This window comes from Microbacterium sp. 22242, assembly GCF_052045495.1.
In the GTDB taxonomy this organism is placed as follows: domain Bacteria; phylum Actinomycetota; class Actinomycetes; order Actinomycetales; family Microbacteriaceae; genus Microbacterium.
The window spans coordinates 196,035-220,938 of the sequence record NZ_JBQEOZ010000002.1 but is presented as its reverse complement, the minus strand read 5'-3'; the positions used below and the strand labels follow the sequence as shown (position 1 = coordinate 220,938).

The 24,904-nt window shown below is 70.0% G+C and carries 22 protein-coding genes; 3 read left to right on the top strand and 19 right to left on the bottom strand.

Annotated elements, in window-relative coordinates; genetic code table 11:
- Positions 1–108: 108 nt before the first annotated feature.
- The 9 genes from ACTJJZ_RS02740 to ACTJJZ_RS02700 all read right to left on the bottom strand — a co-directional run bounded on the left by ACTJJZ_RS02740 (position 109) and on the right by ACTJJZ_RS02700 (position 10,566).
- Positions 109–1,221, bottom strand: a complete 1,113-nt coding sequence (locus tag ACTJJZ_RS02740) for a ring-opening amidohydrolase (RefSeq protein ID WP_440719632.1) — start codon at positions 1,219–1,221, stop codon at positions 109–111.
- Positions 1,218–2,510, bottom strand: coding sequence for a hypothetical protein (locus ACTJJZ_RS02735; RefSeq protein WP_440719631.1), 1,293 nt, complete (start codon positions 2,508–2,510; stop codon positions 1,218–1,220). Before ACTJJZ_RS02735 ends, ACTJJZ_RS02740 begins: the two co-directional genes overlap by 4 nt.
- Positions 2,511–2,611: 101 nt before the next feature.
- A complete protein-coding gene (locus ACTJJZ_RS02730; RefSeq protein WP_440719630.1) occupies positions 2,612–3,745 on the bottom strand; it encodes a sugar phosphate isomerase/epimerase family protein in 1,134 nt (377 codons plus the stop codon).
- Positions 3,745–4,569: an ABC transporter ATP-binding protein gene (locus ACTJJZ_RS02725; protein ID WP_440719629.1), complete on the bottom strand. Its 825-nt coding sequence runs from the start codon at positions 4,567–4,569 to the stop codon at positions 3,745–3,747. Before ACTJJZ_RS02725 ends, ACTJJZ_RS02730 begins: the two co-directional genes overlap by 1 nt.
- Positions 4,566–5,594: an ABC transporter ATP-binding protein gene (locus ACTJJZ_RS02720; protein ID WP_440719628.1), complete on the bottom strand. Its 1,029-nt coding sequence runs from the start codon at positions 5,592–5,594 to the stop codon at positions 4,566–4,568. Before ACTJJZ_RS02720 ends, ACTJJZ_RS02725 begins: the two co-directional genes overlap by 4 nt.
- A 9-nt stretch (positions 5,595–5,603) precedes the next feature.
- Positions 5,604–6,476, bottom strand: coding sequence for an ABC transporter permease (locus ACTJJZ_RS02715; protein ID WP_440719627.1), 873 nt, complete (start codon positions 6,474–6,476; stop codon positions 5,604–5,606).
- Positions 6,477–6,488: 12 nt separating this feature from the next.
- Positions 6,489–7,529 carry an ABC transporter permease gene (locus tag ACTJJZ_RS02710; protein WP_440719626.1) on the bottom strand — a complete coding sequence of 347 codons (1,041 nt, stop codon included), beginning with the start codon at positions 7,527–7,529 and terminating at the stop codon, positions 6,489–6,491.
- 5 nt (positions 7,530–7,534) lie between these two features.
- Entirely contained in the window at positions 7,535–9,118 is a 1,584-nt protein-coding gene (locus tag ACTJJZ_RS02705) for an ABC transporter substrate-binding protein (RefSeq protein ID WP_440719625.1), read from the bottom strand.
- Positions 9,119–9,339: 221 nt separating this feature from the next.
- Positions 9,340–10,566, bottom strand: a complete 1,227-nt coding sequence (locus ACTJJZ_RS02700; protein ID WP_440719624.1) for a M24 family metallopeptidase — start codon at positions 10,564–10,566, stop codon at positions 9,340–9,342.
- A 667-nt stretch (positions 10,567–11,233) separates the two neighbouring features.
- On the opposite strand from ACTJJZ_RS02700, the gene uraD reads away from it, so the two are divergent.
- The gene (gene uraD / locus ACTJJZ_RS02695; RefSeq protein ID WP_440719623.1) at positions 11,234–11,749 is read left to right on the top strand and encodes a 2-oxo-4-hydroxy-4-carboxy-5-ureidoimidazoline decarboxylase; all 516 of its coding nucleotides are present in this window, start codon (positions 11,234–11,236) and stop codon (positions 11,747–11,749) included.
- A gap of 76 nt (positions 11,750–11,825) precedes the next feature.
- The gene (locus ACTJJZ_RS02690) at positions 11,826–12,776 is read left to right on the top strand and encodes a hypothetical protein (protein WP_440719622.1); all 951 of its coding nucleotides are present in this window, start codon (positions 11,826–11,828) and stop codon (positions 12,774–12,776) included.
- A gap of 15 nt (positions 12,777–12,791) precedes the next feature.
- On the opposite strand, the gene ACTJJZ_RS02685 is transcribed toward ACTJJZ_RS02690, so the two are convergent.
- The 6 genes from ACTJJZ_RS02685 to ACTJJZ_RS02660 are packed head-to-tail and all read right to left on the bottom strand — an operon-like array spanning position 12,792 to position 18,329.
- The gene (locus ACTJJZ_RS02685) at positions 12,792–13,235 is read right to left on the bottom strand and encodes a hypothetical protein (protein WP_440719621.1); all 444 of its coding nucleotides are present in this window, start codon (positions 13,233–13,235) and stop codon (positions 12,792–12,794) included.
- Between the two features lie 8 nt (positions 13,236–13,243).
- Positions 13,244–14,725 carry an aldehyde dehydrogenase family protein gene (locus tag ACTJJZ_RS02680; RefSeq protein ID WP_440719620.1) on the bottom strand — a complete coding sequence of 494 codons (1,482 nt, stop codon included), beginning with the start codon at positions 14,723–14,725 and terminating at the stop codon, positions 13,244–13,246.
- Positions 14,722–15,915 carry a M20 family metallopeptidase gene (locus tag ACTJJZ_RS02675; RefSeq protein WP_440719619.1) on the bottom strand — a complete coding sequence of 398 codons (1,194 nt, stop codon included), beginning with the start codon at positions 15,913–15,915 and terminating at the stop codon, positions 14,722–14,724. The genes ACTJJZ_RS02680 and ACTJJZ_RS02675 overlap by 4 nt, the downstream gene beginning before the upstream one ends.
- Positions 15,908–16,579 carry a DUF1028 domain-containing protein gene (locus ACTJJZ_RS02670; RefSeq protein WP_440719618.1) on the bottom strand — a complete coding sequence of 224 codons (672 nt, stop codon included), beginning with the start codon at positions 16,577–16,579 and terminating at the stop codon, positions 15,908–15,910. The genes ACTJJZ_RS02675 and ACTJJZ_RS02670 overlap by 8 nt, the downstream gene beginning before the upstream one ends.
- The gene (locus ACTJJZ_RS02665) at positions 16,576–17,034 is read right to left on the bottom strand and encodes a RidA family protein (protein ID WP_440719617.1); all 459 of its coding nucleotides are present in this window, start codon (positions 17,032–17,034) and stop codon (positions 16,576–16,578) included. The genes ACTJJZ_RS02670 and ACTJJZ_RS02665 overlap by 4 nt, the downstream gene beginning before the upstream one ends.
- Positions 17,034–18,329, bottom strand: a complete 1,296-nt coding sequence (locus ACTJJZ_RS02660; RefSeq protein WP_440719616.1) for a flavin-containing monooxygenase — start codon at positions 18,327–18,329, stop codon at positions 17,034–17,036. The genes ACTJJZ_RS02665 and ACTJJZ_RS02660 overlap by 1 nt, the downstream gene beginning before the upstream one ends.
- A 112-nt stretch (positions 18,330–18,441) precedes the next feature.
- Between ACTJJZ_RS02660 and ACTJJZ_RS02655 the strand changes: the two genes are divergently transcribed.
- Positions 18,442–19,419: a LysR family transcriptional regulator gene (locus ACTJJZ_RS02655; RefSeq protein WP_440719615.1), complete on the top strand. Its 978-nt coding sequence runs from the start codon at positions 18,442–18,444 to the stop codon at positions 19,417–19,419.
- Here ACTJJZ_RS02655 and ACTJJZ_RS02650 read toward each other — a convergent pair.
- The 4 genes from ACTJJZ_RS02650 to ACTJJZ_RS02635 all read right to left on the bottom strand — a co-directional run bounded on the left by ACTJJZ_RS02650 (position 19,363) and on the right by ACTJJZ_RS02635 (position 24,801).
- Positions 19,363–21,318 (bottom strand): primary-amine oxidase, encoded by a 1,956-nt coding sequence (locus tag ACTJJZ_RS02650; RefSeq protein ID WP_440719614.1) that lies wholly within the window; start codon positions 21,316–21,318, stop codon positions 19,363–19,365. The genes ACTJJZ_RS02655 and ACTJJZ_RS02650 overlap by 57 nt on opposite strands.
- A gap of 37 nt (positions 21,319–21,355) precedes the next feature.
- Complete coding sequence (locus tag ACTJJZ_RS02645; RefSeq protein WP_440719613.1) at positions 21,356–22,888, bottom strand: APC family permease; 1,533 nt, start codon at positions 22,886–22,888, stop codon at positions 21,356–21,358.
- Between the two features lie 181 nt (positions 22,889–23,069).
- Entirely contained in the window at positions 23,070–23,273 is a 204-nt protein-coding gene (locus ACTJJZ_RS02640) for an AsnC family protein (protein WP_440719612.1), read from the bottom strand.
- A gap of 67 nt (positions 23,274–23,340) precedes the next feature.
- Entirely contained in the window at positions 23,341–24,801 is a 1,461-nt protein-coding gene (locus ACTJJZ_RS02635; protein WP_440719611.1) for an MFS transporter, read from the bottom strand.
- Positions 24,802–24,904 lie beyond the last annotated feature (103 nt).

Sequence of the window (24,904 nt, the reverse complement as noted above, 5' to 3'; positions counted from 1 at the left end):
GCTCCCGCGCGGGCTGGATCCACAGGGCCCGCGGCGGCGGGATGTCAGGGACGAAAAGGCTGAGTGGTCCCCGGCATCCTGCCGCCGCGTCGTCGTGCCCCGCGGGCGTCAGCTCACGTCGAGCACGATCGCGAGAGTCCCGCCGCCGGGAGGGCCCTGCTGGACGCCGCCCGCGGAGATCCAGATCATGTTGTCCTGGAGCATCGCGGAGAACGCGCTCGCGACGGCCGTCTTGAGGTTCTTGACGTAGGCGGGGTCCTCGGTCACCAGCCGCCGGCCGCGGATGCGCCCCTCGACCGGTTCCTGGTACTTCAGGTAGGTGGCGATGATCCGCGAGCGCACCTCTGCGGGCAGGGGGCCGTCGCCGACGGAGATCCCCGCATCGCGCACCGCACGTGTGACCGCGCCGATGTCGAGCAGGTCGGCGATCACCGCGCGCCCGACCCGCAGCCGGCCGCCGGCACCGCGACGATTGCCGAGCGCCAGCAGGTGCGTCTGCGGGCCCGCACCGCCGACGCCCTCCCAGGCGTTCGACGACACGGCGACCTTGTCGCTGAAGAGCGCCGGATCGGCTCCGATCGCCGCCGGATCCGGCAGCGGGGCGCCGTCGACGGCGGCGCGCACCGCCTGCGCGATGCTGCCGCTGGAGAACCGGAAGATCCCGTGCGGATCCAGCTCGGGGATCGGGGCGCCCGCGGCGCGCGCGGCGGCAATGTCCGCGAGCATCGGATAGTACGACTTCCCGATCACGAACTCGATGTCGCCGGGTGCCATCCCCGCATCGTCGGCGGCTGCGCGCACCGCATCCGCATTGGCCTGCACGTGCGCCGTCGTGCCGATCCACTCCGGCAGGATCGTCTCGGATGCGGCGCTGCCGATCGCGAGCCGCGGCGAGCCGTCCGCGGCGGCCTCCGCGTCGCAGCGTGTGTACACGACGAGATGCGGCGTCATGATCGTGCCGACGCCGGCGCTGAACGCCATCGGCACAGCCTCCACGGCACCTGCGGGACGGCTGCCGTGGTCGAGCAGGAAGCCGCGGACGGCCTGATCCGCATCCACCCGGCTGGTGTCGTACGTGTCGCCCCAGCCCCCGGTCTTGCCGGTCACCGCCACGACGTCGTCGGGATCCAGCCGGCCCTCCGCCACGAGCTCGGCCAGGCCGGACACGTCCCGCAGTCCGCCCATCGTGACGCGGACGGCGTCGACGGCCTGCGCGCTCACGCCCTGCTCGGCTCGCCGACGGGCACGGCTTCCCGCAGCACGGCTTCGGCCTGCTCGGGGGACAGCCAGCGCGGGTACTCCGCGATCTCGTCGATCGCGTCGTTGAGTGCCCGGTAGCCGGCTTCCACCTCGTCGTCATCGAGCTCCAGGCCGAGGTTGGCTGCGAGCTGGCGCACCATGGAGCGGGTGCTGAGCCGGTCCCACACCCACCGGATGTCCGCGCCGACGAGGTCGGCGTGCACGCATCCGGAGATCGGCGGGAACGTCCGCACGCCGTCGCGCAGGGCGCTCAGCACATCCATGGTCGTGCTCTTCAGGAACGCGTACCCGCCCGTCACCGGCTTGAGCGCCGGATTGGGGATCCCGGTCTCCTCGTACACCAGATCCGACAGAGCCTGCAGGCGCTCCAACCGGATGCCCGTGTCGACGCCGTAGAGCACCTCGAGGCTGGTCGCCACCTCCTCCAGCGGCGGGAAGCCGCACCGATAGGAGACGCCGTTCACGGACACGTCGGGTCCGGCGCCGGCGGCGGCCGCGGCGATCGCGGCCGCCGTCCCGAGGCCGAAGTCGTCGTGGACGTGCATGGTGAGCGGAACCGCGGTGGTCAGCCGGGAGCGGAATCGGCGGATGAACACCCGCATCGCCTCGGGGCCGAGGCTGCTGGTGGAGTCCATCAGGTCGATCCGCTTGGCACCGAGGGCGACGGCCTCGTTCGCGGCGCGCATCATCTTCTCGAAGTCGCGTCGGCCCGCCTGGGCGAGCGTGACGGTCCATTCCAGCCCGTTCGCGGTCGCGTGTTCGGTGACCTCGGCGAGCTGGGCGAACTGGCGCGCCTCGGCCTCGGGCGTGGACGCCTCGACGATGCCGGGGCCGATCACGGTCGCCCCGAGCTCGACGAGCAGGTCGACGGTCGAACGGGGATCGATCCTCGGGATGCCTTCGCCGTTGCCCAGCAGGGTGTCGGCGTAGACGTTGCAGGTGAAGGCGAAGCCGCCGGCCAGGACCTCGCGCACCAGTTGGAGTTCGCGGGCGTTCGGCTCGTCATCGCCCCACCAGTCCAGGTTGAGGCTCTCATCCCGGATGCCGATGTCCTCGAGCGCCTGCGCGATCCGCAGATAGCCGTCGATCGTGGTGCGGGTGCCGGCCGTGTAGTTGGTCTTGCGCAGAGTGCTGTCGATCAGGCCCAGTGGCCGGGGGAAGTCGAAGTCGCGGGTGACCTCCTCCTCGAAGTTGACCGGGCTGACCCAGTGGCTGCCCTCGACCCGGTATGCGCGGTGCGGGTTGATCATGTCTCGTCCTTCATCGTTCGTCGTTCGTGCTCGTCCGTCACCGGACCCGCGCACGCCGCTCGGATGCGCGCCGGACCGGTGCGGGTGTTCTCCGCGGACCCTCAGCGGCCCGCGCCAGCGGCCTCCTCGACCGCGGTGTGCAGCGGATAGCCGGCGTCGGCGATGATCGAACGCGCCATTCGCGCTCCCGTCCGGATCGTGTCGACCGCCTCGTCGTACTCGTAGGGCCGAGTCAGGTAGCTCCGCCAGTCCGGCACCTCGCCGGATCGGATGCGCTGCTCGTAGGCGTGCACCATGTCGAGGTATGCCGCGAGTTCCTCGACCCCCAGGTCCGGATGGCCGGCCAGGAACTCGGGGTCGAACGCCTCGATGACCCGCGGTCGCCGCGCCGGCGCCTTGTCCGCGTACGGCTGTGGGGGTTCGATGGTCACGTTGATCCGCGGGTTGGCGGCGACGATGACCGGCAGCAGCTCCGCGAAGTCCACGAGCCCGCCGCCGTACGGCCGCAGCTGGTGAGCGAGCCCGCCCTCCTCATGCGCGACGTACGCATCCTTGAGGTGCGTCTGACGGACGTACGGGGCCACCCGTCGTGCGGAGAACACCGGATGCTCCATCCGCTGCAGCACGTTGGACGTGTCGAACACGATCCCGGTCGTGTCCGGCCCCACCGCCTCCACGAGCCGAACCAGTTCGAAGCTGGTGACCTCCTCGTGCGTCTCCAGGTTCATGTGGATCCCGAGGTCGAGGGCGATGGGCGCGAGCCGCTTCAGGAACTTCTCCGTCGCGGCCAGCTGATCCGCCCAGTCCACGTCGGTGCGGAACCGGTCATAGGCGAGCCGCCCGAAGAAGGATCCCTTGAAATTGGCCGTGGCGACCCACAGTTCCCGGCAGCCGATGGCGGCGCTGGCCTCCATCATCCGCCGGAAGCCCCACAGGATGTCTCCGTCCCCGATGGCCCGAAGCTCCGGGGCCTCCGGGTTCGCGTACGGATTCACCTTGCCCAGGCCGGTCTCCAGGTACAGATCCAGGTCGTCGGCGCGCTGCCTGAGCTCCCGCAGCACCCCCGCGTCCAGGGTCGGGCTCATGTCGAGCACGCTGCGGAAGAACAGGCCGTCCATTCCCAGCTCGTCGGCGTGGTCGATCGTCGCGAGCGGTCCGCGCGCGGCGGCCTCCGGGATCTTCTTGCCGTCGACGCCGACCCGGATCCGGTGGGCCGGTGCCATCGTCTCGGTCATCACGCCACCTTCTCCTCTTCGAGCCGTTCCCGCGCCCGCCGCCGGGCGGCGGCCGGGTCGGGGTTCGGGACGGCGGCCAGCAGCGCCTTCGTGTACGGGTGCGACGGATGCGCGAGCACCATCTCGGAGGGGCCCTCCTCGACGATCCGGCCGAGCTGGATCACCGCGACCCGCGAGCAGATCTGCCGGACCACGGCGAGGTCGTGTGCGATGAACAGCACCGTGAAGCCGAGATCCTCCTGCATGTCCTGCAGCAGGTTCAGCACCTGCGCCTGCACCGAGACGTCGAGCGCCGAGACGGGCTCGTCACAGATGAGGAGCTTCGGTCCCACCGCGAGCGCCCGCGCGATGGCGATGCGCTGCCGCTGCCCGCCCGAGAACGAGCGCGGGTACCGGTCGAGGTCGCGGTCGCTGAGACCCACCTGCATGAGCAGCTCCGCGACGCGGGCGCGACGACGCTTGCGGTCGGGCTCGATCTGATGCACGAGGAGCCCCTCGCCCACGAGCTTCTCCACGGTCATCCGCGGATTGAGGCTGGAGGTCGGGTCCTGGAACACGAACTGCACCTCGCGGCGGATCCGCCTGAGCGTCGCGCCCCTGGCCTCCGGGATGTTGATCCCGTCGTAGGCGATCGTGCCGCTCGTGGGCTTCTCCAGACCCATGATGCTCTTGATGATGGTGGTCTTGCCGGATCCCGACTCGCCCACCAGCCCGGTCATCGTGCCCGCTTCGACCGTCAGATCGATATCACGCAGGGCGTGCACGGGCTCGCGCCCGAGCGCGTGGAACACCTTGTTCACATCGCGCAGCTCCAAGAGGCTCATGCTGCCGTCTCCTCTCCTGCGACCGGGTAGAGGTGGCAGGCGACGAGTCCGCCTTCGGGGGAGGGACGCAGTTCTGGCACCTCGCGCGTGCACAGGTCGAACGCCAGGGGGCAGCGCGGGTTGAACGCGCAGCCGCTGGGCCGGTTCGCCGGATGCGGGGGCGCGCCCGGGATCGTGAGCAGACGGCGGACCGTCTGGTCGATGCGCGGCACCGCCTGCAGCAGCCCCTGGGTGTAAGGGTGCGCCGGGTGCGCGAACAGGTCGTCGACCGTCCCCTCGTCCACCTTGCGACCCGAGTACATGACCGCGACCCGGTCGGTGAAGCCGGCGACGGTGCCGAGGTCGTGCGTGATCAGCAGCACGGCGAGGCCGCGCTCCTTGGACACCTTGTCCATGAGCGTCAGCACCTGCTCCTGCACGCGCACGTCCAGCGCTGTCGTGGGCTCGTCGGCGATGATCAGGGACGGATCCGAGATCAGAGCCATCGCGAGCACCACGCGCTGACGCATTCCGCCGGAGAACTCGTGCGGATAGGCCTTCATGCGCGCGTCCGCGTTCACCACGCCGAGTTCCTCGAGCACCGACTTCGCCCGCTTCGAGGCTTCGGCGCGGGACACGCCTGCGATCCGCAGCGGCTCCATCACCTGTTCCCCGATCGTCATGAGCGGGTTGAGCGCGCCCATCGGATCCTGGAAGACCATGCCGATCCGGCGGCCGCGGACGCCGACCATCTGCCTGTCGCTGAGCGTGAGCAGATCCCGCCCCTGGAACTCGACGGATCCGGAGAGCCGGAAGTCGGGGTCGAGCCGCATGATCGAGCGGGCCGTGACCGATTTGCCGGAGCCCGACTCGCCGACGAGAGCCACCCGGTCGCCCGGGCGCATCTCGAGGCTGAAATCGTCGACGAGCCGGATCGGGTCGTCCTTGGGGCCGGCGTCGATCGTGAGGTTCCGGACCGAGAGGAGCGGTGTGGACGCCGACGTGGTGCCGGCCTGCCCGGAACGGGCGTTCGTGAGAGTGTTCATTTTCCTGGCTCACCTTCTGCGAAGGGCGGGATTGAAGCGGACCTGGAGGATGTCTCCGAGGAGACCGAATGCGACGGCGGTGATCGCGATCGCGAGACCCGGGGCGAACGCCGCCCACGGCGCGGTCGCGATGATGCCCTTGGCGCTGGTCACCATCGCGCCCCATTCGGCGCTCGGCGGCTGGGCGCCGACGCCGACGAACGACAGGCCTCCCAGGATGAGGATCGTGTTGCCGATGTCGCCCGCCCACTTGACCACGAGCACGTCGAGCGAGTTCGGGATCACGTGATGCAGCATCAACCGGGTGCGAGAGACGCCCAGCACCCGGGCGTTCTCGACGTACGGCTGCGCCATGGTCTCCTTCATGACGCCGCGCAGCACGCGCGCCGTGACGGGCCATCCGGTGAGGATCATGGCGATGACAGCCGAGTTGAGGCTCGGGCCGAGCGCCGCGGCGACACCGAGGGCGAAGATGATCGGGGGGAACGCCAGAGCGGCGTCCACGACCCGCATCAGCACCTCGTCCGCCCACTTGCCGCCGAGGGTGGCGAGCGTGGCGACCAGGATGCCGATGATCGAGAAGCCGGTCACGATGATCACCGAGCTCAGCAGCGACGACTGCGCGCCGGCGACGATCCGCCAGAGCACGTCGCGTCCCTGCTCATCCGTGCCGAACCAGTGCGCTGCGTTCGGCGGCTGCAGCGCGTTCAGGATGTCCGAGCGGTAGACCGCATCGGAGGGCGCGACCAGGGGGCCGACGATCGCCAGGATCAGCAGCAGCGCGACCACGGTCGGGATGACGATCTGCATTCCGGAGATGCCGGTGATGGAGCGGACGGTTCGGCGCCGCATCGGCGCGATCATTGCGAGAGTGTTGCTCATGAGGATCTGCTCCTAACCCAGCTGCCCTGCCCGCAGACGCGGGTCGCGGATGAGCTGGAGGACGTCGACGATGTAGTTGCACACGACCACGAGGACGCCGATCACCAGAACCCCGCCGAGCACGGCGAAGGTGTCCTTCTGGGCGACCGCGTTGGTCAGGTAGGAACCGACGCCCACCAGACCGAACACGGACTCCACGAGGACGGCGGCGCCGACCATGGCGCCGAACTGGATGCCGACCAGGGTGATCGAGGGGCCGATGGCGTTCGGCAGCACGTGCTGCCACACCAGGTGCCGCTGCGGCACCCCCTTGGCGCGGGCGACCGTGAGGTGCTCGCGGGCCAGGACCTGGATGAGCTCGGCGCGCATGATGCGATACAGCTGTGCGGCGAACGGCAGGGCCAGGACGATGGCGGGCAGGATGAGGTGCTGCACGCCGTCCCAGGCGGCCAGCGGGTTGCCGGCCAGCAGCGAGTCGACGATCACCGAGCCCGTCCGCGTGGGGACCTCGAAGCCCCGCGAGAGGCGGCCGGAGATGGGGACCAGCTGCAGCTTGGTGCCGAGCAGGTACTGCAGCAGCAGCGCGAGCCAGAACGTCGGGAGCCCTGCGCAGACGATCACGAGCGTCTTGACGGTGAAGTCCGTCGCACCGTCGCGGCGCAGGGCCGAGAGGGTGGCCAGCGGCGTCACGCAGGTGACGACGATGAGCACGGCGAGCAGCACCAGCTCGATGGTCTGCGGGAGCACCTGTCCGATGCCCTGCGTGACCGACACGTGGGTCGTGATCGATGTGCCCAGATCGCCGCGCAGCAGCCGACCGAAGAAGGTGAGCAGCTGCACGATGAACGGCTGATCCAGGCCCAGGGCCTTGCGGACCGCCTCGACCTGCTCGGGACTGGCGTTCTCGCCGGCGGCGACCCGCGCTTCGTCTCCCGGGATGAGCTTGACCATCAGGAAGACGAATGCGCTCAGACCGATCAGCGTGACGACCGAGGAGAGGGCCTTGCGCAGCAGGAAGACGGTTGTCTGCCGTGCGGGGTTGCTGTCAGCCATCGCGATCACCCCACCCGGAGCGTGAAGAACGAGATCGGCGTCGCGGACCAGGAGAAGTCGATCCCCTTCAAGTCGCTCCGGTAGCCGACAGGGAACGCCACCTGGAACAGGTTCGCCTGCACCGAGTCGTCGGCGACGATCGTCTCGACCTGCTTGTAGATGTCGCAGCGGGCGCCGGCGTCGGCCACGGTGCGCGCCTTGCTCAGCAGCTCGTCGACCTTCGGGTTCTTGTACGCGCCCTTGTTGGTGTTGCCGATGTTGGCGGAGTTGTACAGCTTGTCGAGGCCTGCGCCCGGGTCCGGCGTGAGGATGTAGTCGTTGATCAGGGTGAGCCCGGGAATGCTCGCGGGGTCGGACAGCGTCTTCAGGTAGTCGGGGAATGCGATGGGCACGAGGTTCACCGTCACGCCCAGGTCCTTCAGGTTCGACTGGAACAGCGTGGCGATCTGGGTCTGCGTGGAGTCGACGGACTGGTAGCGGAGGTCCAGCGCCGTGGAGCCGAGCCCGGCGAGCAGCTGCTTGGCCTTCGCCTTGTCCTGGGCGGACGGCTTGGCGTCGGCGCGGCAGGTGAAGGCGGGCGACAGGATGCCGCTCGAGATCGCGCCGTTGCCGTCGAGGATCTTCTTGAAACCGCCTGAGTAGTCGAAGGCGAGCCTGAGCCCTTCACGGATCTTCGGATCGGCGGTGGGACCGGTCGACGAGTTGAACCACAGCTGCGTCTGGCCCGACGTCGGCACGAACTTGACCGAGACGCCGCTCTGGCCCTTCAGCGCCGTGGCGTCGATGGCGGACAGACCGAACGAGATGTCGATGTTCCCGGCCTTGAGCTCGTCCCTGTTGGTCGCGCTCTCATCGATCCGGCGGAACACCATCTGCGTGGGACGCTTGGCGTCGAAACCCCAGTACTTGTCGAACCGCTTGACGGTGGTGCCGTCCGCGGAGGTGCTGCCGGTGCCCTCGAACGGGCCGGTGCCCGCCTCGTGCGCCTGCAGCCATCCCTGCGCGTCGTCGGCGCCGGCGTTCTTGGAGACCGCGTCGGCCTCCAGGATGTAGACGTTCGCGAGACCGTTGATGAAGAAGGCGTTCGGCGCCTTCAGGTTGACGACGACGTGCGCGTCGTCGACGACGGTGGTGGAGTCGTAGCCGGCCAGTTGTGACGCGATGCCCTGCCCGAGACGCGTATAGCGATCCAGGCTGTACTTGACGTCCTTGGCGGTGAACGGGGTGCCGTCGTGGAAGGTGACCTTGTCGCGCAGCGTGAACGCGATCGACTTCGCGTCATGGGAGACCGTGAAGGCGGTGGCGAGTTCGCCGACCATCTTGTTGTCCTGGCCGGCGTCGAACCTGACCAGCGGCTCGTAGACGATGTTGTCGACCATGTTCGTCTGCGCGTAGTCCGCGCGCAGCGGATCCATGGTGTTGAACTCGTGCTTGAAGCCGACGACGACGGATGTCGACGCGGCGGTGGTGCTGCCGCCCCCGCCGCCGCCGGATCCGCCCGCGGTGCAGGCGGCGAGAGAGGTGGCGACGAGCGGGAGAGCGAGAAGTGCGGTGCCGAGGATGAACCCGCGGCGGTGCTGTGATGACATGGAGTGACTCCTGGATGAGAAAAGGGTGATTTCTCAGGGCGCGGGCTGGCGCCCTGCTCGGGGTTCGGGCATCACCGCACAGAAGACCCTTGAGGGTGAGGGGCAGCCGTGCGATGGCTCTTGTGGAGTGCTCCGGTGTCTGATGTTGAGTTATGCGGGCCGGATCGGGATCCGGGGTGAGGGGCTGTGCGCTGCGATGCGGTCAGCCGCGTGTGTGCGGGTCAGAGCTCCCGGATTCCTCTGGGCGACTCGGTGATCCACTCGGCCCCGTCTTCGGTGACGAGGGCCATGTCGCCGGCGACGATGCAGCCGAGGCCGGGAACGGTGAAGTTCGGATGCACTTCGATGACCATTCCCTTCTCGATCAGGACGCCGGACTCATCGAGGGACCTGTCCCGCAGGGGGTTGAGGTCCCGGGCCATTCCGGGCTCGACATAGGTGAGGCCGAGTCCGTGGCAGCTCTGGAAGCGGAACGGGTCCGTCTCCCGGGTGAAGGGGGCGTGCTTCGCGTACTGCTCTTCGATGACGTCGATGACGCGATGCAGGGGCGCGCCAGGGCGCATGACCTCGAGGGCCGCCTCCTGGATCTGGATGAGCAGCTCGGCGTAACCCGCGAGCTGCGCGCTCGGCCGGCCGCGAACGCCCATCCGCAGGCACTGACCGAAATAGCCCTCGTAGGCAGTCGTCGTGCCCAGCTGCACGCGGTCGCGGTCGGTGATCTGCGACGGGAGCTCCATGAACTCGAAGTAGGTCGTGGCCGGAGCCTCACCGATCGACAGCCAGCAGTTCGCCGGATCGGCACCGAGCAGACGCCCGGTGTGCTCGATCTGCGCCATGACGGAGGGGCCGGAGGCGCCGGCACGGGTCGATTCCGCGAACGCCGCTTCGATCATCGCGTCCGAGATGCGCGCCGAGATGCGCAGCATCTCGATCTCCTCGGGAGCACGGCTGAGCCGCAGACGATCCAGCACGGTCTCCGCGGCGACGATCCGGAAGTCGCGGAACCGCTCCGACAGCGCGCGATGGGCAGCATGGGTCAGTTCGTCGATTCCGATCACGCCGATCCGCGCGCCATGACCGATGCCCGCATCGGCGAGGATCCCGGCGGCGGCTTCCGGGTGCAGCCGCTGCTCGCCCGTCTGCACGACCTCTCCGAACCAGGCGGAGCGGGCGGAGAACTCGCGGTGCTCGTGGACCCCGAAGGCCAGCACGGCCGCGTGGCCCGAGGCGGTGAGCACGACGGTGGACGGGGTGGGCTTCGCCGCATAGCCGGCGAGGTATTGCACGTATCCCGCGGTCTTCGTCCTCGAGCCCAGCATCCGCGGGCTGCCGAAGACGATCAGCGCGTCGAGGTCCTCCGCGGTCATCGCGGCTCGGACGCGTGAGATGCGCTCCTGGAGAACGGCGACGGGGATCGTGGCGGTGAAGCGCTCCTGTGACACGCTCACGGCCTGCGCGAGGCTCACGAGAGCCGGCCCGCAGGCAGGGGCGAGAGCCGGGAGAGGTCGTCGTTTCCGGCGATCCGTGCGGGGACGTGCAACCGCGACAGCGCGGTTCCTGCATCCCCGAGTGCCGAACTCGCCTTCGGCACTCGCGCTTCTGAAGCAGCCATGGTTCAGAGCCGATCCTTCTTGTCTGGAGACCCCTCGGGTGGGGTGAACTCACCGTAGACCCGAATCACATCTTCCACAAGAGGATATTGAAGTTTCGCGATGTGAGATCAACTCGGGAGGCGCGATGGCCGAGGAACGGGGCCGTTCCTCGAATGGTGTACCACATGGTGGCGTGTTCCCACCGCTGGGACGGGGGTCGATCCGCATTCCGTGAGCCGGGAGAGAATATGGTGTACCAAATCTTGACCGATCGACCGTCTGTACTTAGACTCCATTCGACGGCCACTCCGTGGAACTGGGATCTCGAATCGTGAAATCGAATGAAGTGGCCGCGCTCGCCCGGAGCGTACCGCCTCGAGAGATCAAGGGAGATCTCCATGTCCCCACCGTCGCCGTCCACGATCTCCGCCTTCGTTGGGGGCGTCTGCTCGCTGAGGAGGCGAGGAACGCCGAGGAAGACCGTCGCCTTCGCACCGGTGCACGACGCCGCGGAGGAGTGGACGTGAGCAGCGCGACGCTCGAGGAGATCAACGCGCTCGACCAGGACGCCTTCGTCGCCGTCCTCGGACCAGTGTTCGAGAACTCGCCCTGGGTGGCGCGCGCCGCCTGGCGGGCGCGCCCGTTCGCGGACGTGGCCGAGTTGCACCGCGCGATGTTCGCGGTCGTCGAGGCCGCCGATCGGCGGACCATGATCGACTTCCTCAACGCGCACCCCGCACTTGCGGGCAAGGAGGCGCAGGCCGGGGAGATGACCACGGAGTCCGTCGGGGAGCAGGCCAGTGCAGGGCTCGACGCGCTCAGCCCGGAGGAGTCCGCTCGCATCGGCGAGCTCAACCGGATCTATCGGGATCGGCACGGCTTCCCGTTCGTGATCGCCGTGCGCGGGCACACCAAGGCGTCGATCTTCTCCGAGTTCGAGCGTCGCATCGACGCCGGCACCGACGCCGAGCTGCAGACCGCGCTCGGTCAGATCGCGCTGATCTCGCGCGGGCGGCTCGATCGCGCGGTTGCGGCCTGAGGCGCCGGCATATCGGCGGCTCCGGACCGAGCCGCCTCCCGACAGCCCCGTCGGAGGTGCGCAGTAAGGTCTCGGCATGGACGTCATCGACTATCTGATGGACGCGGATCCTGCGATCCGCTGGCAGGTCATGCGGGATCTGACGGACGCGGACGCGGACGAGGTCGCCGCGGAACGCGCGCGGGTCGTGCGAGAGGGCTGGGGCGCGAAGCTCCTCTCCCTGCAGGCGGAGGACGGCCTGTGGGACGGCGGCGTGTACCGGCCCGGCTGGGTCGACCGGAGCCGCCCGATGTACGACGCGTGGACCGCCACCCACTTCAGCGTGCAGCAGCTCGTCGACTACGGCGTGGATCCGTCGGACGAGCGCGTGCGGAAGGCGGTGCGGCGGCTGCGCGAGCACGTGCGGTGGGACGCCGGCGACGGAGCGACCTACTTCGAGGGCGAGACCGAGGCGTGCGTGAACGGGGTCGTGCTGCGCAACGCCGCCTACTTCGGCGAGCCGGGGGAGGCGGTGCTCGCCAAGCTCCTGGCCGGCCAGCTCGCCGACGGCGGCTGGAACTGCTGGGACGGCCAGGGCGCGACGGTCTCCTCGCTGCACTCCACGATCTGCGTGATCGAGGGTCTGTGGGCGTGGGAGCAGGCGAACGGCGGGTCCGACGACGTGCGGCGGGCGCGGCTCGCGGGGGAGGAGTACCTGTTGGAGCGCCGGCTGTTCCGCCGACGGAGCACGGGCGAGGTCATCGATCCGCGCTTCAGCATGACGTCGTATCCCGTGCGCTGGTACTACGACGTGCTGCGAGCGCTCGAGCACTTCCGGCAGACCCGCCCCGAGGGCGACGACCGCTGCCTCGAGGCGCTCGAGCTGGTGCGAGCGAAGCGTCGAGCCGACGGATGGTGGGCGCTCGAGAACACCCACGAGGGGCCCACGCCGTTCGCGATGGACGGCGAGTTCGAGGGATTCCCGAGCCGGTGGGTCACGCTGCGGGCGCTGCGCGTGCTCCGTGCTGCGGAGTCCGTCGGGCGCTGACCCCGGGGTGACGGATCAGGTTCCGCCGGCCGTGGACGCGGCGCGGCGGCGGATCACGCCGATCGCCGCCACGGCCGTCATCAGCACGGCGAGTTCGACGCCGTTGAGCGCCAGCGCGGCGCCGTGCAGGCCGTCGAGGGGTGCGCCGCTCGACGGCAGACCGTGCTCGTGTCCCGCCATCTCTCCCGAGGAGCGGATGTGGAGCAGCATCATCACGGCCGACATCGCCATCGCAGCGCCCCAGGCGCCCGGTGTCACGGGCCGCGGTCTCGGCGCGAGACAGACGAGGCAGAGCCCGGAGAGGGCCGCCATCACGGCGGTGAGCACCGTGGGGCCGCGCAGCAGCACCGCGACGTGCACCGCGACGCAGCCCACGGTGACGAGGAATGCGGCCCATCGGGCGACAGCCCACCCCGGCGCCGGCCGGGCGGAGGAGAGTCGCTGCGCGTGCGTGGTCATCGGGATCCTCAGCCGTGCTGGAACCAGGTCGTCTTCCAGTCCGTGTAGTTGTCGAGCGCGTGCCGGGAAAGGTCGCGTCCGAAACCGGACTGCCGGAAGCCGCCGAAGGGCGTGGTCAGGCCGAGGGCGTCGACCGTGTTCACCGAGACGGTGCCGGCGACGAGCCGCTCCGAGACGCGGTGCGCCCGCCCGAAGTCCGTCGTCCACAGCGACGCGGCGAGACCGTATTCGGTGTCGTTCGCGAGCCTGACCGCCTCCTCCTCCTCGTCGAAGGGGAGGACCGCCACGAGCGGACCGAAGACCTCGACGTGATGCAGCTCGTGCTCCGCCGGCAGGCCGGTGACGATGGCGGGCCGCAGGTAGGCGTCCGATCCGGTGATCGTGACGCGCTCACCGCCCGCGACCAGCTCTCCGTCCGCGGCGGCGCGTGCGATCGCCGTCGACACCTCGTCGGCGTGCGCGCGGCTGATCAGGCTGCCGTTGCCTCCGGAGCCGGCGAGCGGGTCGCCGGGGGCGTACTCGCCCGCGGCGTCTGCGAGTAGTGCGACGAACTCGTCGTGCACCGCGCGCTGCACCAGGATCCGCGAGTTCGCGGAGCACACCTGACCCTGGTTGTAGAACGCGCCGAAGGCGGCCTTGGCGGCCGCGGTCTCGAGGTCCGCGTCCGCGAAGACGAGATTGGCGCTCTTGCCGCCCGCCTCCAGCGCCACGCGTTTCATGTTGGAGCTGCCGGCGCTCACCATCAGACGTTTGGCGACGACCGTCGATCCGGTGAAGGCGAGCACGTCCACCCCCGGATGCAGCGCGATCCGCTCGCCGACGACGGACCCCCGCCCCGGCACGACGTTCAGGACGCCCGCCGGGATCCCCGCCTCGAGGGCGAGATCCGCGAGGCGGAGCGCGGTCAGGGACGTCTCGGTCGCGGGCTTGTGCACGACGCTGTTGCCGCTCGCCAGGGCCGGCGCCAGCTTCCACGCCGCGATCTCGAGCGGGTAGTTCCACGGCGTGATCGCGCCCACCACTCCCAGCGGCACGCGCTGCACGAGAGCGGTGGCGCCGGGCGGGGTGGCCGGGATCTCGTCGTAGCGCTTGTCCGCGAGCTCGCCGTACCAGCGGAACGTCTCCGCCGCCCCGGGCACGTCCACGGTCAGGGTCTGCGCGATCGGCTTGCCGGAGTCGAGCGTCTCCAGCAGCGCCAGCTCCTCGAGATGCTCCATGATCAGGTCGGCGAGGCGGATCAGCGCCTTCCCGCGCTCGGCGGCGCCGCCCCGGCTCCACGAGCCCTCGTCGAACGCGCGCCGCGCGACCGCGACCGCGCGATCGACGTCCTCCGCGGTGCCGGCGGCGAGATCGGCGAGGTGCGTCAGGGATCCGGGGCTCAGCACGGGAAGGGTGCCGGCATCGGCGGCGTCCGCACGGCGACCGTCGATCACGGCGCGTCCGTCGACGGCGAGCCGGCGGCTGCGGGCGGTCCAGTCGGTCGTGGTCATGACAGCTCCTTCTGCGGGGTCGTGGAGACGACGTCGATCACGGTCCAGGCCATGAGCACGGCGGCGTCGAGGAGCGCCTTCTCGGCGGCGGGTCCCACGCAGGCCGCCGCGAACTCCTTCTGATGGTTGCCGTACGGCAGCGAGTCCACGCCGATGTAGGGGTGGATCGCGGGGACGATCTGGGACACGTTTCCCATGTCCGTCGACGCCCGGTTCATCCGTCCCGCGACCTCCGGATCGGCGAAGATCCGACCGCGCGCGACCGCGTTGGCGCGGTACGCGGCGAGGGCGGTCGCGTCGGTGCGGAACTCCGCGTACGGTCTGCTCTCCGGGGTGATGGTGAGCGTCGCGCCCGTGGCGAGCGCGCCGGCCTCGAAGCAGCGGTTCACCCGCTCCTCCAGCACGGCGAGCTCGGCCAGGGAGTTCGCGCGCACGTACCAGCGTCCCTCGGTGCGCTCCGGGATCGCGTTGGGCGCGAACCCGCCGAGGGTCTGGATGCCGTGCACTCGGGTGTCGGCGGGCAACTGCTGGCGGAGGAGGCCGAGAGCGACCTGCGCCACGAGGAAGGCGTCGTTCGCGTTGACGCCCTGATCGGGATAGGCCGCCGCGTGGGCGGAGACGCCGTCGTACGCGATGTGGCTGTGCGAGACGGCGAACGGGCGGGCCTCGGCGACGTCGACCGGGGCGGGATGCACCATCATCGCGAGGGCGAGGTCGGCGAAGGCGCCGGCCTCGAGGAGCTCGATCTTGCCGCCGCCGCCCTCCTCGGCGGGGGTGCCGTACACGCGCACCGTGATGCCGAGCTCGTCCGCGAGCGGTGCCAGCGCGAGTCCGGCGCCCACCGCGCTCGCCGCGATGAGGTTGTGGCCGCAGGCGTGCCCGAGCCCGGGCAGGGCGTCGTATTCGGCCATGATCCCGATGATCACCGGCCCCGATCCCGCCTCGGCGAGCAGCGCCGTCTCCAGCCCGAGATAGGGCGCGGTGACGCGGAACCCGGCCGTCGCGAGGGCCTCGCCCACCCACCGCGCGGCGCGGTGCTCCTGCCACGCGGTCTCCGGGTGCGCGTGCAGCGTCTCGGAGAGCCGGATCAGGTCGGCGGAGGCGGTGGCGACCGCGTGGTCCGCCGACGCCTTGAGGGCCGTGACATCGCGGGGCGGGGTCATGGCCGTGAGCCCTCCGACGTCACTCATCGCCCGGCACTCCGTAGGACGGCGCGGCGGACGGATCCATCGCGCGGGTCACGTAGTCGTCGCGCTGCGGCAGCCAGATGTCCAGCAGGGCGCCGAGCTCGGCGACCGGATCGTCGTCGGTCCAGTCCACGCGCAGATCGGTGACGCGCCATCCGGCGCCCCTCACCACGGAGAGCCCCGCGGAATGCACGGGCCCTTCCTCGCCGCCGGCGTCCGACGCGGCGCGCAGGGCGGCCATCAGGCGGCGCTCGAGGTCGCCCTCGGCCTCGGCGAAGGCGTCGACCATGAGCTGCGGGATCCGGGCGGAGGCGAGCATGTTGCCGCCCGCGACGACGCCGTCCCCGACCGCGTGCCCGAAGCTTCCCAGCGCCCGCTCACCGGACCAGGCGGCCGTGCGCCCCTGCGCGTCCACGACGAGGAGCTGGCGGAACGCGATGTGCGGGGCGTGCGTGGCGATGGCGTCGAGGGACTCGGTCGCCGAGGCCCCGTCGCGGAGAGCGCCGAGCAGGAGCGGCCCGAGCCGCGGATCCGTGATGTTCTGCGAGTTCACGCCGCCGATGCCGTCGGCGAGGTGCACGCAGCGAGCCGCGACGGCGGGGGAGGACGACGAGATCGCGGATCCGAGGGCCCCGGTCCGGTCGCGCGCCACGATCGAGAAGGTCATCGCTGTGCCGCCTCGGCGTCCGAGCCGGCCGTGCGATCGGCGGGGGCGGAGATCACGGCGGTGGCGTCGATCTCCACCAGCCACTCGGGCCGCGCGAGGGCGCTGACCACGAGCCCGGTCGACACCGGGAACACGCCCTTCAGCCAGCGGCCCATCACCCGGTAGACGGTTTCGCGGTAGCGCGGGTCGACGAGGTAGACGACGACCTTGACGATGTCGTCGAGGGAGGATCCGGCCTCGTCCAGGAGCATCGCGATGTTCGCCATCGCCTTCTCCGCCTGCGCCTCGACGTCGCCGATCCCGACCGACTCCCGGGTCTCGAGATCCTGCCCGATCTGGCCGCGGAGGTACACGACGCCGCCGGCGACGACGGCCTGGCAGAGGTCGTTGTCGAGGTTCTGCTCCGGGTAGGTGTCCTTGGTGTTGAACGGGCGGATCCGGGTGTGCGCGGGCATCAGGCGATTCCTGTCGAGGCGAGTTCGGGACGGACGTGGGCGGCGGTGGCGGCGTAGGCCGCGTATCCGCGCTGGATGCCGATCTGGTCGGCGATGTAGCGGGCGTCGTGCCAGACGCCCCAGAGGAAGCTGGATCCGCGCCGGGACTGCCAGGGCAGCCCGAGGAAGTAGATCCCGGGCTCGACGGACACGCCGCGCTGGTGCCGCGGGCGTCCCTTCTCGTCGAAGGCGGCGGGATCGATGTGCAGCCACGAGTAGTCGAGCCCGAAGCCGGTGGCCCACACGATCGAGGTCACCCCGGCGGCAGCCAGGTCCAGGGACAGGATCGGGTGCGTGAGCGCCTCGGGGTCGGCGCCGATCTCGTGCGCCTCCGGCTCCTCCGGCAGATCGAGGCCGTTGCGGAGCACGTAGGCGTCGGCCTCGTCGAGGACGGAGAGGTAGTCGGCGTCGCCGGCGAGGATGTTGGCCCGCAGATCGGGGGCGATCGAGAGGACGCCGTCCTCGTACGCACCGGCCCGGCCGAGCAGCGTCACGCCGGTGGCGGCCAGTGCGCGGAAGTCGACCGTGCGCCCGCCGCGTGCGCCGCTGACGGCGATCGTCACGTGCTCGGCGCCGAGGGGAGGTGCGGCCATGTCCCACTTGCCGAGCACTCCCAGCCACCAGCAGAAGTCGCGGCCGCGGTAGCGGCGCGGGGGACGGTCGTGCGGCCCCACGGCGAGAAAGACCTCGCGCCCGGCCTCGCGCAGCTCCTCGGCGATCTGCACGCCGGACGAGCCGGCCCCGACGACGAGCACTGCGCCCGCAGGCAGCTGGTCCGGGTTGCGGTACTCGCTGGAGTGGATCTGGGCGATCCCGGCGTCCGCGGGCACCACCTCCGGGATGACCGGACGCTGGAAGGGACCGGTCGCGGCGACCACGTAGCGGGCATCGAAGGTGCCGTCGCTGGTGTCCACGCGGAACCCCGGCCGGCCGGCATGACGGTGGACGGCGGTCACCTCCACGCCGGTGCGGATCGGCGCTCCGACGGTCTCGGCGTAGGCGACGAGGTAGTCCGCCACCTGCTCCTTCCCGGCGAACGCGTCCGGGTCCATGTCGAACTCGAGGCCGGGGAAGCGGTCGTGCCAGGCCGGCCCGTTGGCGACCAGGGAGTCCCAGCGCCACGAGCGCCAGCGCTCGGCGATCCGGTCGCGCTCGAGCACGAGATGCGGGATCCCGGCGCGGGTCAGGTGCTCGCTCATCGCGATGCCGGCTTGACCTGCGCCGACGATCAGCACCTCCACGTCTTCGTGTGACATCCGTTCCTCCGTTGCTCTCCGACTGATGCGTCTCCATCGTCTCGACCGCACTGGTATCTGTACACTTCACAGATTCGAAGTCCTGTATCGCCGGAATTGATATGGTTTCGCCATGGCACGACTCCAGACCGCGGACATGACCCTGGTGCAGCTGCGCTACTTCGTCACGGCGGCGGCCCGCCGTTCGATGACCGAGGCCTCGAACGATCTGCACGTCGCGCAGTCCGCCGTCTCCACGGCGATCGCGCAGCTCGAGCGCTCCCTGGGCGTGCAGCTGTTCGTGCGGCAGCGCAGCAAGGGGCTCGCGCTGACCGAGGCGGGAGAGCAGCTGCTGCACGACGCGCAGTCGGTGCTGGCGCAGGTCGACGAGATGACGGACGCCGTACGCGGGCGCCACCACCGGGTGCGCGGGACGCTGCGGCTGGCGTGCTTCCTGACGCTCGCGCCGTTCGTCCTGCCGCGGCTGATCTCCCGCGTCGAGCAGGAGCACCCCGACCTGCGGATCGAGATCATCGAGGCGGACATGGAGGGCACGACGGAGCTGCTGCTGTCCGGCGCCGTCGAGGGCGGCATCGTGTACGACTTCGGCCGGGTGCACGACCTCGTCTTCGACCCGCTGTTCGCCGCGCCCCCGCACGTGATCCTCGCCGCGGATCATCCGCTGGCGGACCGGGACGAGGTCGCGCTCTCCGAGCTCGCCGATTCCGAGCTGGTGCTCCTGGACCTGCCGCACTCGCGGGAGTACTTCCTCGGGATGCTGGAGGAGGCCGGCGTGGTTCCGCGCGTGCGGTACAGTTCGCACAGCTACGAGACGGTGCGCTCGCTGGTCGCCCGAGGGCACGGCTACTCGATCCTCAACCAACTCCCGCTCGCGCCGCTCACCTACGACGGCGGCGAGCTGCGGGCGCTGNCAGCGCCCCGCCGCTCGAGGTCTGCTTCGCCCGGGTGGCGCGAGTGCGCCCGACGGCGCGGACGAGGGCCGTTGAGGCTCTCGCCCGCGAGCTGTTCGAGGTCTGAGCGAGCGGTTCAGCGCTCAGCAGTGGCAGGTGCCCTCTCCGCAATGCGCGGAGTCTGTGCCGTGCGAGGGTGACGGGGGCACGTCGAGCGCGGGGTTCTGATCGAAGAAGCCGGTCGGCTTGAGCGTGAAGCCGGTGTAGTCCACGGGCATGATCGGCCAGTCCTCCGTGCGCGGGAAGTGCGTGAGACCGAAGCTGTGCCAGAGCACGATGTCCTCGCCGTCGATCGCTCGATCTGCGGCGACGTACTGCGGCAGGCCGGGGGATCCCGCGCTCTGGTTCACGAAGTCGCCGGCGGGATAGCGCTCGTCCTCGGCGTACCGCGTCACCCAGAGGTGGTCGGTCGCGAAGGCGGCCCGCCTGCTGATCGACGATCCGTCGGCAGCCGCCAGCGTGGGCTGCCCCTCGGGGAACAGCGTGTAGGCGACGGGCTCGCCGACGTGGTTGCGCTTCTCGGTGTTCACGACCTCCCACACCCGGCCGAGGGATCCGTCCGCACCGCGCCGTCCCTCCGACTCGCGCCCGAGCACCCTGCGCGACCGCGTGAACGCGTTGCCGTGCGGGTTGCCCTCGCCCTGTGGCACGCGCTGCAGGTCGAGCTCGTGCACCGCGTTGCGGTCTCCGTCGACGGCCACGTCCAGACGCGCGCAGAACAGGTGCTGGTGGAACGGGGCGGCGAGACCGGGCGCGATCTGCGAGGCGTACGGGTAGCCGGCGCCGGGGTGGCGCGCGGTGAACACGATGCCGGTCGCCTTCGCCTCGAACTGGATCGTGCCGTCCAGGGAGAAGTACCAGTAGAAGCCGTAGTCGTAGTTGCCGACCGTGGTGAAGAAGCTCACCACGAGGCGGCGCTGACGGCGCGAGGAGCGGTGGTTCGCCCACTCGTCGGTGTGCTTCCAGAGCAGGCCGAAGTCCTCCTCGTGGATGCAGATGCCCTGGGAGATCTCCCGCGGGTTGCCGAAGTCGTCGGCCACGACCGGGGAGAGGTACGTGATCTCGCCGAGGCAGTCGCAGCCGAGCTCGAGGGAGTTCGCGTCGCGGCCGACGAGGTACTCGCCGGTGTCGAAGTAGTTCTGCCAGGAGCGGTAGGGAGCGGGATCCCCGTACGGCACCACCATCTCGGCGATCGAGGCGCGCTCGAGGATCGACCGTCGCGTGCCGTGGTCGTCGAAGCCGATCTGGCCGAGGATCAGGCCCTCGCGGGCGTCGAAGCCGACGTGCAGGTCCCACTTCTGCCAGCGCAGCACATTGCCCTCGAGCGTGAAGCTGGGGCCCTCCGGCTGGACGATCTGCAGCGGCTTGAGGTCGGTGCGCAGCGGGCCGGTGAGCTCGGGGCTCTCGAAGTTCCCGTTCGTGAGCGGGTCGTCGCTGGGGCCGTCGTCGATGATCCGGACGACTTTGCGCTCGATCATGTCGACGAACGCGACCAGCTGGTCGACGGGGTGGCCCCAGGCGTAGTCGCCGGGCTCCCGCTGCACGAACGCGAGTCCGCGGAGCAGGCGCCGTCCCTCCTCGCCCTCGTAGTCGAAGACGCCGGCCGAGAGCGGGGCGACGCGGACGCCGTCCGGATCGAGCCCGCGGGTCGCGAGGGCCGCGCACCAGCCCGCGTCTGCCCGCAGGATCCCCTCGATCGCCTCGAACTCCTCCAGCAGCACGGGGGCCTGCCCGGACACGGCCGGGTCGATGTCGACGGCCGAGAGCGTGGTCCTCTCGTCGAGGTCGATCAGGAGGTCGGTCGTCTGACCCGTCGCCGTGTCCAGGAGGATCGCGCGCGCGTGGCGGGGCACCGGCCCGCCCGCCCGGAGCAGCGCCTTGGCGGGCTCCTTGAGCGAGAGGTAGGCGACGCGGACGGCGTCGCCGAGCCGGCCCTCCGCGACGAGGTGGTCGCGGGCGGCGGCGATCTCGTCGGCGCTCAGCGGGTCGAGCGGGTGCGCGACGGCACGGACGACGGGGGTCTGCAGGGGCGTGCTCACGGTGGTGGGTTCCTTCTGTGCGGAGAACGGGCGAGGGTCAGACGTCGATGGGTGCGGGCGTGGCGAGGCTGCCGGCCCCGCCGGCCTCGTGGAGGCCTGCTGTCGGGACGAGGGCGGGCCGACGGCGCTCGTACAGGTAGCCGACGAGCGCGAGCGCGGTGATCGCGGCGAGCGTGCCGATCGTGAACGCTTCGAACGTCGTCCGGTCGACGCCCCAGACGTCGGTGAACTTGTACTCGATGCCGAACAGCGACTCGAGCACGCCGGGGAACACGGCGACCCACGAGCCCAGCAGGACCCAGGCGTAGATCACCACCGTGCAGATCCACAGACCGGCGCGCCCGCCGGGCACCCGGAACGGGCGCGGGACGTCGGGGTGCTTCTTGCGCAGCGCGATGACGGTGGGGAAGATCACGAGGTAGGACAGCAGCAGCGTGGAGATCGCGACGGTGAGGACCACCGTGAACGCGGCCGAGGCGCTTCCGTTGAGCAGCACCGTCGCGGCGATGCAGAACACCGTCGCCACGACGCCGGAGAGCATGTTCATGCGCACCGGGGTGCCGAGGCGCTCGGAGAACTTCCCGAAGTAGCGGAAGAAGGCCCCGTCGGCGCCGGCGGCCGCCTGCACCCGGTCCGAGGCGATCATCCACGCGCTCGCCTGGGTCAGCACGACGACGACGAAGAGCAGGGCCGCGACCCAGAGCAGCGGTCCCGCGGCGGGCCCGTACACCGTGAAGACCTCCTTGAACGCGTCCAGGAGACCTGTCGCACCCTGCACCTTGTCGGCGGGCAGCACCGCCAGGATCGCGAAGATCGGCACGAGATAGCAGAGGATCGAGATCAGCCCCGAGGAGGCGACTGCCTTGGGCACGTCCTTCTGCGGATCGCGCATCTCCTCTGCCGCGCCGTTCGGGGCCTCGAACCCGACGACCGCGAACAGGATGACCGGCGTGACCGCGAGGAACCCCTCGAGCGTCGGCGAGAACGCCCCGACCGCGTAACCGTGGACGCCGTGCTGGAGGGCGTAGAGGCCGACCGTGATCACGAAGACCACCAGGAGTGCGACCTTGAGGATGCCGCCGGCGGCGACGATCTGCTTGCCGTACTGCAGCCCGACGACGGCCACCAGGATCGCGAGCCAGATGAAGACGATCTTGAACGCGTAGTCGGCGACGCTGCCGGACTTCATCGGCGCGATGTAGGCGTCCCAGGTCGCGGCGGAGATGAACACGAGCGATCCGCCCATCCACAGCGGATTGGTGATCCAGTAGAACATCGTCGAGATCGACGCGGCGAGCTTGCCGAACGCCAGCCGCACCCAGACGAACGGGCCGCCCTCCTCGTGGAAGGCGCTGCCCAGCTCGGAGACGACGAACGCGTAGGGGAGCAGGAAGGTCACCCCGATCACGAGGGTCCAGGTGAAGGCCTGGGCGCCGCCGCCGGCCGCGATCTGCGCGATCGTGTCGATCGAGATGATCGCGGCGACCGAGAGCAGGACGATGTCGAGCCGCCCCAGGGTCTTGCGGAAGGTCTGGGTGCGGATCGTCGACGTCGCGATCTCAACGCTCATCGGGGACTCCTCTGTCCGGGAACTGCCGAGTCTGGCCGCAGCCGGGCTCAGGCGTCCCGGCGTGCGAGTGATGAGTCGAGTAAATCGTGCACCACTGGATCACGCCAATACACAGATGCGCGGTGCTACATCAATTCGGCAGATGCTGTCGAGCCGCTGCCCGGAGCGCGCCCGGCGACCGTCAGCGCCGCCCGAACCGGCGATGCGCCGCCTGTCGGGTGGTGCCCAGGGCGCTCGCGATCGCCTGCCACGAGTAGCCGGCCGCTCGGGCTCGGCGCACCTGCACCTCCTCGGCACGCGCGATCCCGCGGCGCGCCTCGACCAGCCGATGCAGCTCCGCCAGCGGCTCGCCCTGGGGATCCGTGTCGATCGCCGTCCTCGTCATGATGGCCTCCTCGTGTCAATGCTCGTTGACGCGAGGAGGCCTGTCAATCGATGTTGACGGATCCGGTTCAGCTGCCGGCGGACACGCCGAGGTCGTCCTCGTAGTCGTGGTCCTTGGTCTCCGGCATGAGGATCAGCGCGATGAGCGTGAGCACAGCCATCGACGAGAGGTAGACGCCGACCAGCCACGGCGATCCGCCGGCGAGCTGCCACAGCCACACCGCGATCAGCGGCGCCACCGCGGCACCGAGGATCGACGAGACGTTGTACGACACCGCCGAGCCGGTGTACCGCACGTTCGTCGGGAACAGCTCGGGCAGCAGCGCCCCCATCGGCCCGAATGTCGTGCCCATGAGCAGGAAGCCGAGGATCAGGAAGGACTGGGTCAGCACCACCGCGAACGGCTCGCCGGCGTGCTGGCCGAGGAAGAACGGGAACGTGAAGCCGAACAGGATGATCGCGACCGTCGTCCAGATCAGGAGCTTGCGGCGGCCGATCCGGTCCGCCCACGGCCCGGAGAGCAGCGTGAAGATCCCGAAGAACACGACCCCGACGATCTGCATGACCACGAAGTCGATGTATCCGAAGCCCTGACCGGGATAGAACTGGGCCGCGAAGCCGGAGGCGTCGAAGGGCTTGCCCGTCGCCACTGCGGCCTTCTCCGCAGCAGCGGTCGCGATCTGCAGCGACCACGGCTTGGTGCCGAACGAGAGGGTGAAGTTGGTCATCAGGTAGAACAGCACGTAGGTCGCGAGCATCACGAACGTGCCGAGGATGAGGTGCCACCAGTGGTGCCGGAACACGGTCGCGAGCGGCAGCTTGCGGATGACGCCCTTGTCCTCTGCGCGCTTGAACGTCTCCGACTCGACGAGCCTCAGCCGCACCCACAGGCCGATGATCACCATGACCGCGGAGAACAGGAACGGCACCCGCCAACCCCAGCTCAGGAACGCCTCCGACTTGAGCGCCGGGTTGGCCGCGTTCGGCAGCATCGCGTTGATGATCAGGAACAGGCCGTTCGCGATGATGAAGCCGAGCGGGGCGCCCAGCTGCGGGAAGGATCCGTACCAGGCGCGCTTGCCCGCCGGGGCGTTCTCCGTGGCGACCAGCGCGGCGCCCGACCACTCCCCGCCGAGCGCGAAGCCCTGCGCCAGCCGCAGGACCAGCAGCAGCAGGGCCGCCCACCAGTTGATCTGCGGGAACGTCGGCAGCAGGCCGATCAGGAACGTGGCGACGCCCATCGTGAGCAGGGACGCGACCAGAGTGGCCTTGCGGCCGTATTTGTCGCCGAAGTGGCCGAAGACCATGGCGCCGATCGGCCGGGCGATCATCGCGGCCCCGAACACGCCGAACGACGCGAGCAGGGCGGTGGTGTCGTTGCCGGTGGGGAAGAACAGGATCGGGAAGACCAGCACCGCGGCGGTGGCGTAGACGTAGAAGTCGTAGAACTCGATCGTCGTGCCGATGAGGCTGGCGAGGATCACCCGCGATCGCGGATTGGCGGGTGCGGTGACAGTGCTCGTGCTCATGCGGTCCTCCGGTCGATGCGTCGTTCAGAGCCCGCGGGATTCCCCAGCCGCGCGAGCACGGGGGAGTCTACGCCCGGCATACAGCGGGCACACAGGTTGACAC

Excerpts from the sequence above, each read along its gene's own strand:
- ACTJJZ_RS02735 (WP_440719631.1), bottom strand. The coding sequence starts at position 2,510 with ATGATCAACCCGCACCGCGCATACCGGGTCGAGGGCAGCCACTGGGTC.
- ACTJJZ_RS02730 (WP_440719630.1), bottom strand. The coding sequence starts at position 3,745 with ATGACCGAGACGATGGCACCGGCCCACCGGATCCGGGTCGGCGTCGAC.
- ACTJJZ_RS02725 (WP_440719629.1), bottom strand. The coding sequence starts at position 4,569 with ATGAGCCTCTTGGAGCTGCGCGATGTGAACAAGGTGTTCCACGCGCTC.
- ACTJJZ_RS02720 (WP_440719628.1), bottom strand. The coding sequence starts at position 5,594 with ATGAACACTCTCACGAACGCCCGTTCCGGGCAGGCCGGCACCACGTCG.
- ACTJJZ_RS02715 (WP_440719627.1), bottom strand. The coding sequence starts at position 6,476 with ATGAGCAACACTCTCGCAATGATCGCGCCGATGCGGCGCCGAACCGTC.
- ACTJJZ_RS02710 (WP_440719626.1), bottom strand. The coding sequence starts at position 7,529 with ATGGCTGACAGCAACCCCGCACGGCAGACAACCGTCTTCCTGCTGCGC.
- ACTJJZ_RS02705 (WP_440719625.1), bottom strand. The coding sequence starts at position 9,118 with ATGTCATCACAGCACCGCCGCGGGTTCATCCTCGGCACCGCACTTCTC.
- ACTJJZ_RS02690 (WP_440719622.1), top strand. The coding sequence starts at position 11,826 with ATGGACGTCATCGACTATCTGATGGACGCGGATCCTGCGATCCGCTGG.
- ACTJJZ_RS02685 (WP_440719621.1), bottom strand. The coding sequence starts at position 13,235 with ATGACCACGCACGCGCAGCGACTCTCCTCCGCCCGGCCGGCGCCGGGG.
- ACTJJZ_RS02680 (WP_440719620.1), bottom strand. The coding sequence starts at position 14,725 with ATGACCACGACCGACTGGACCGCCCGCAGCCGCCGGCTCGCCGTCGAC.
- ACTJJZ_RS02675 (WP_440719619.1), bottom strand. The coding sequence starts at position 15,915 with ATGAGTGACGTCGGAGGGCTCACGGCCATGACCCCGCCCCGCGATGTC.
- ACTJJZ_RS02670 (WP_440719618.1), bottom strand. The coding sequence starts at position 16,579 with ATGACCTTCTCGATCGTGGCGCGCGACCGGACCGGGGCCCTCGGATCC.
- ACTJJZ_RS02665 (WP_440719617.1), bottom strand. The coding sequence starts at position 17,034 with ATGCCCGCGCACACCCGGATCCGCCCGTTCAACACCAAGGACACCTAC.
- ACTJJZ_RS02660 (WP_440719616.1), bottom strand. The coding sequence starts at position 18,329 with ATGTCACACGAAGACGTGGAGGTGCTGATCGTCGGCGCAGGTCAAGCC.
- ACTJJZ_RS02645 (WP_440719613.1), bottom strand. The coding sequence starts at position 22,888 with ATGAGCGTTGAGATCGCGACGTCGACGATCCGCACCCAGACCTTCCGC.
- ACTJJZ_RS02640 (WP_440719612.1), bottom strand. The coding sequence starts at position 23,273 with ATGACGAGGACGGCGATCGACACGGATCCCCAGGGCGAGCCGCTGGCG.
- ACTJJZ_RS02635 (WP_440719611.1), bottom strand. The coding sequence starts at position 24,801 with ATGAGCACGAGCACTGTCACCGCACCCGCCAATCCGCGATCGCGGGTG.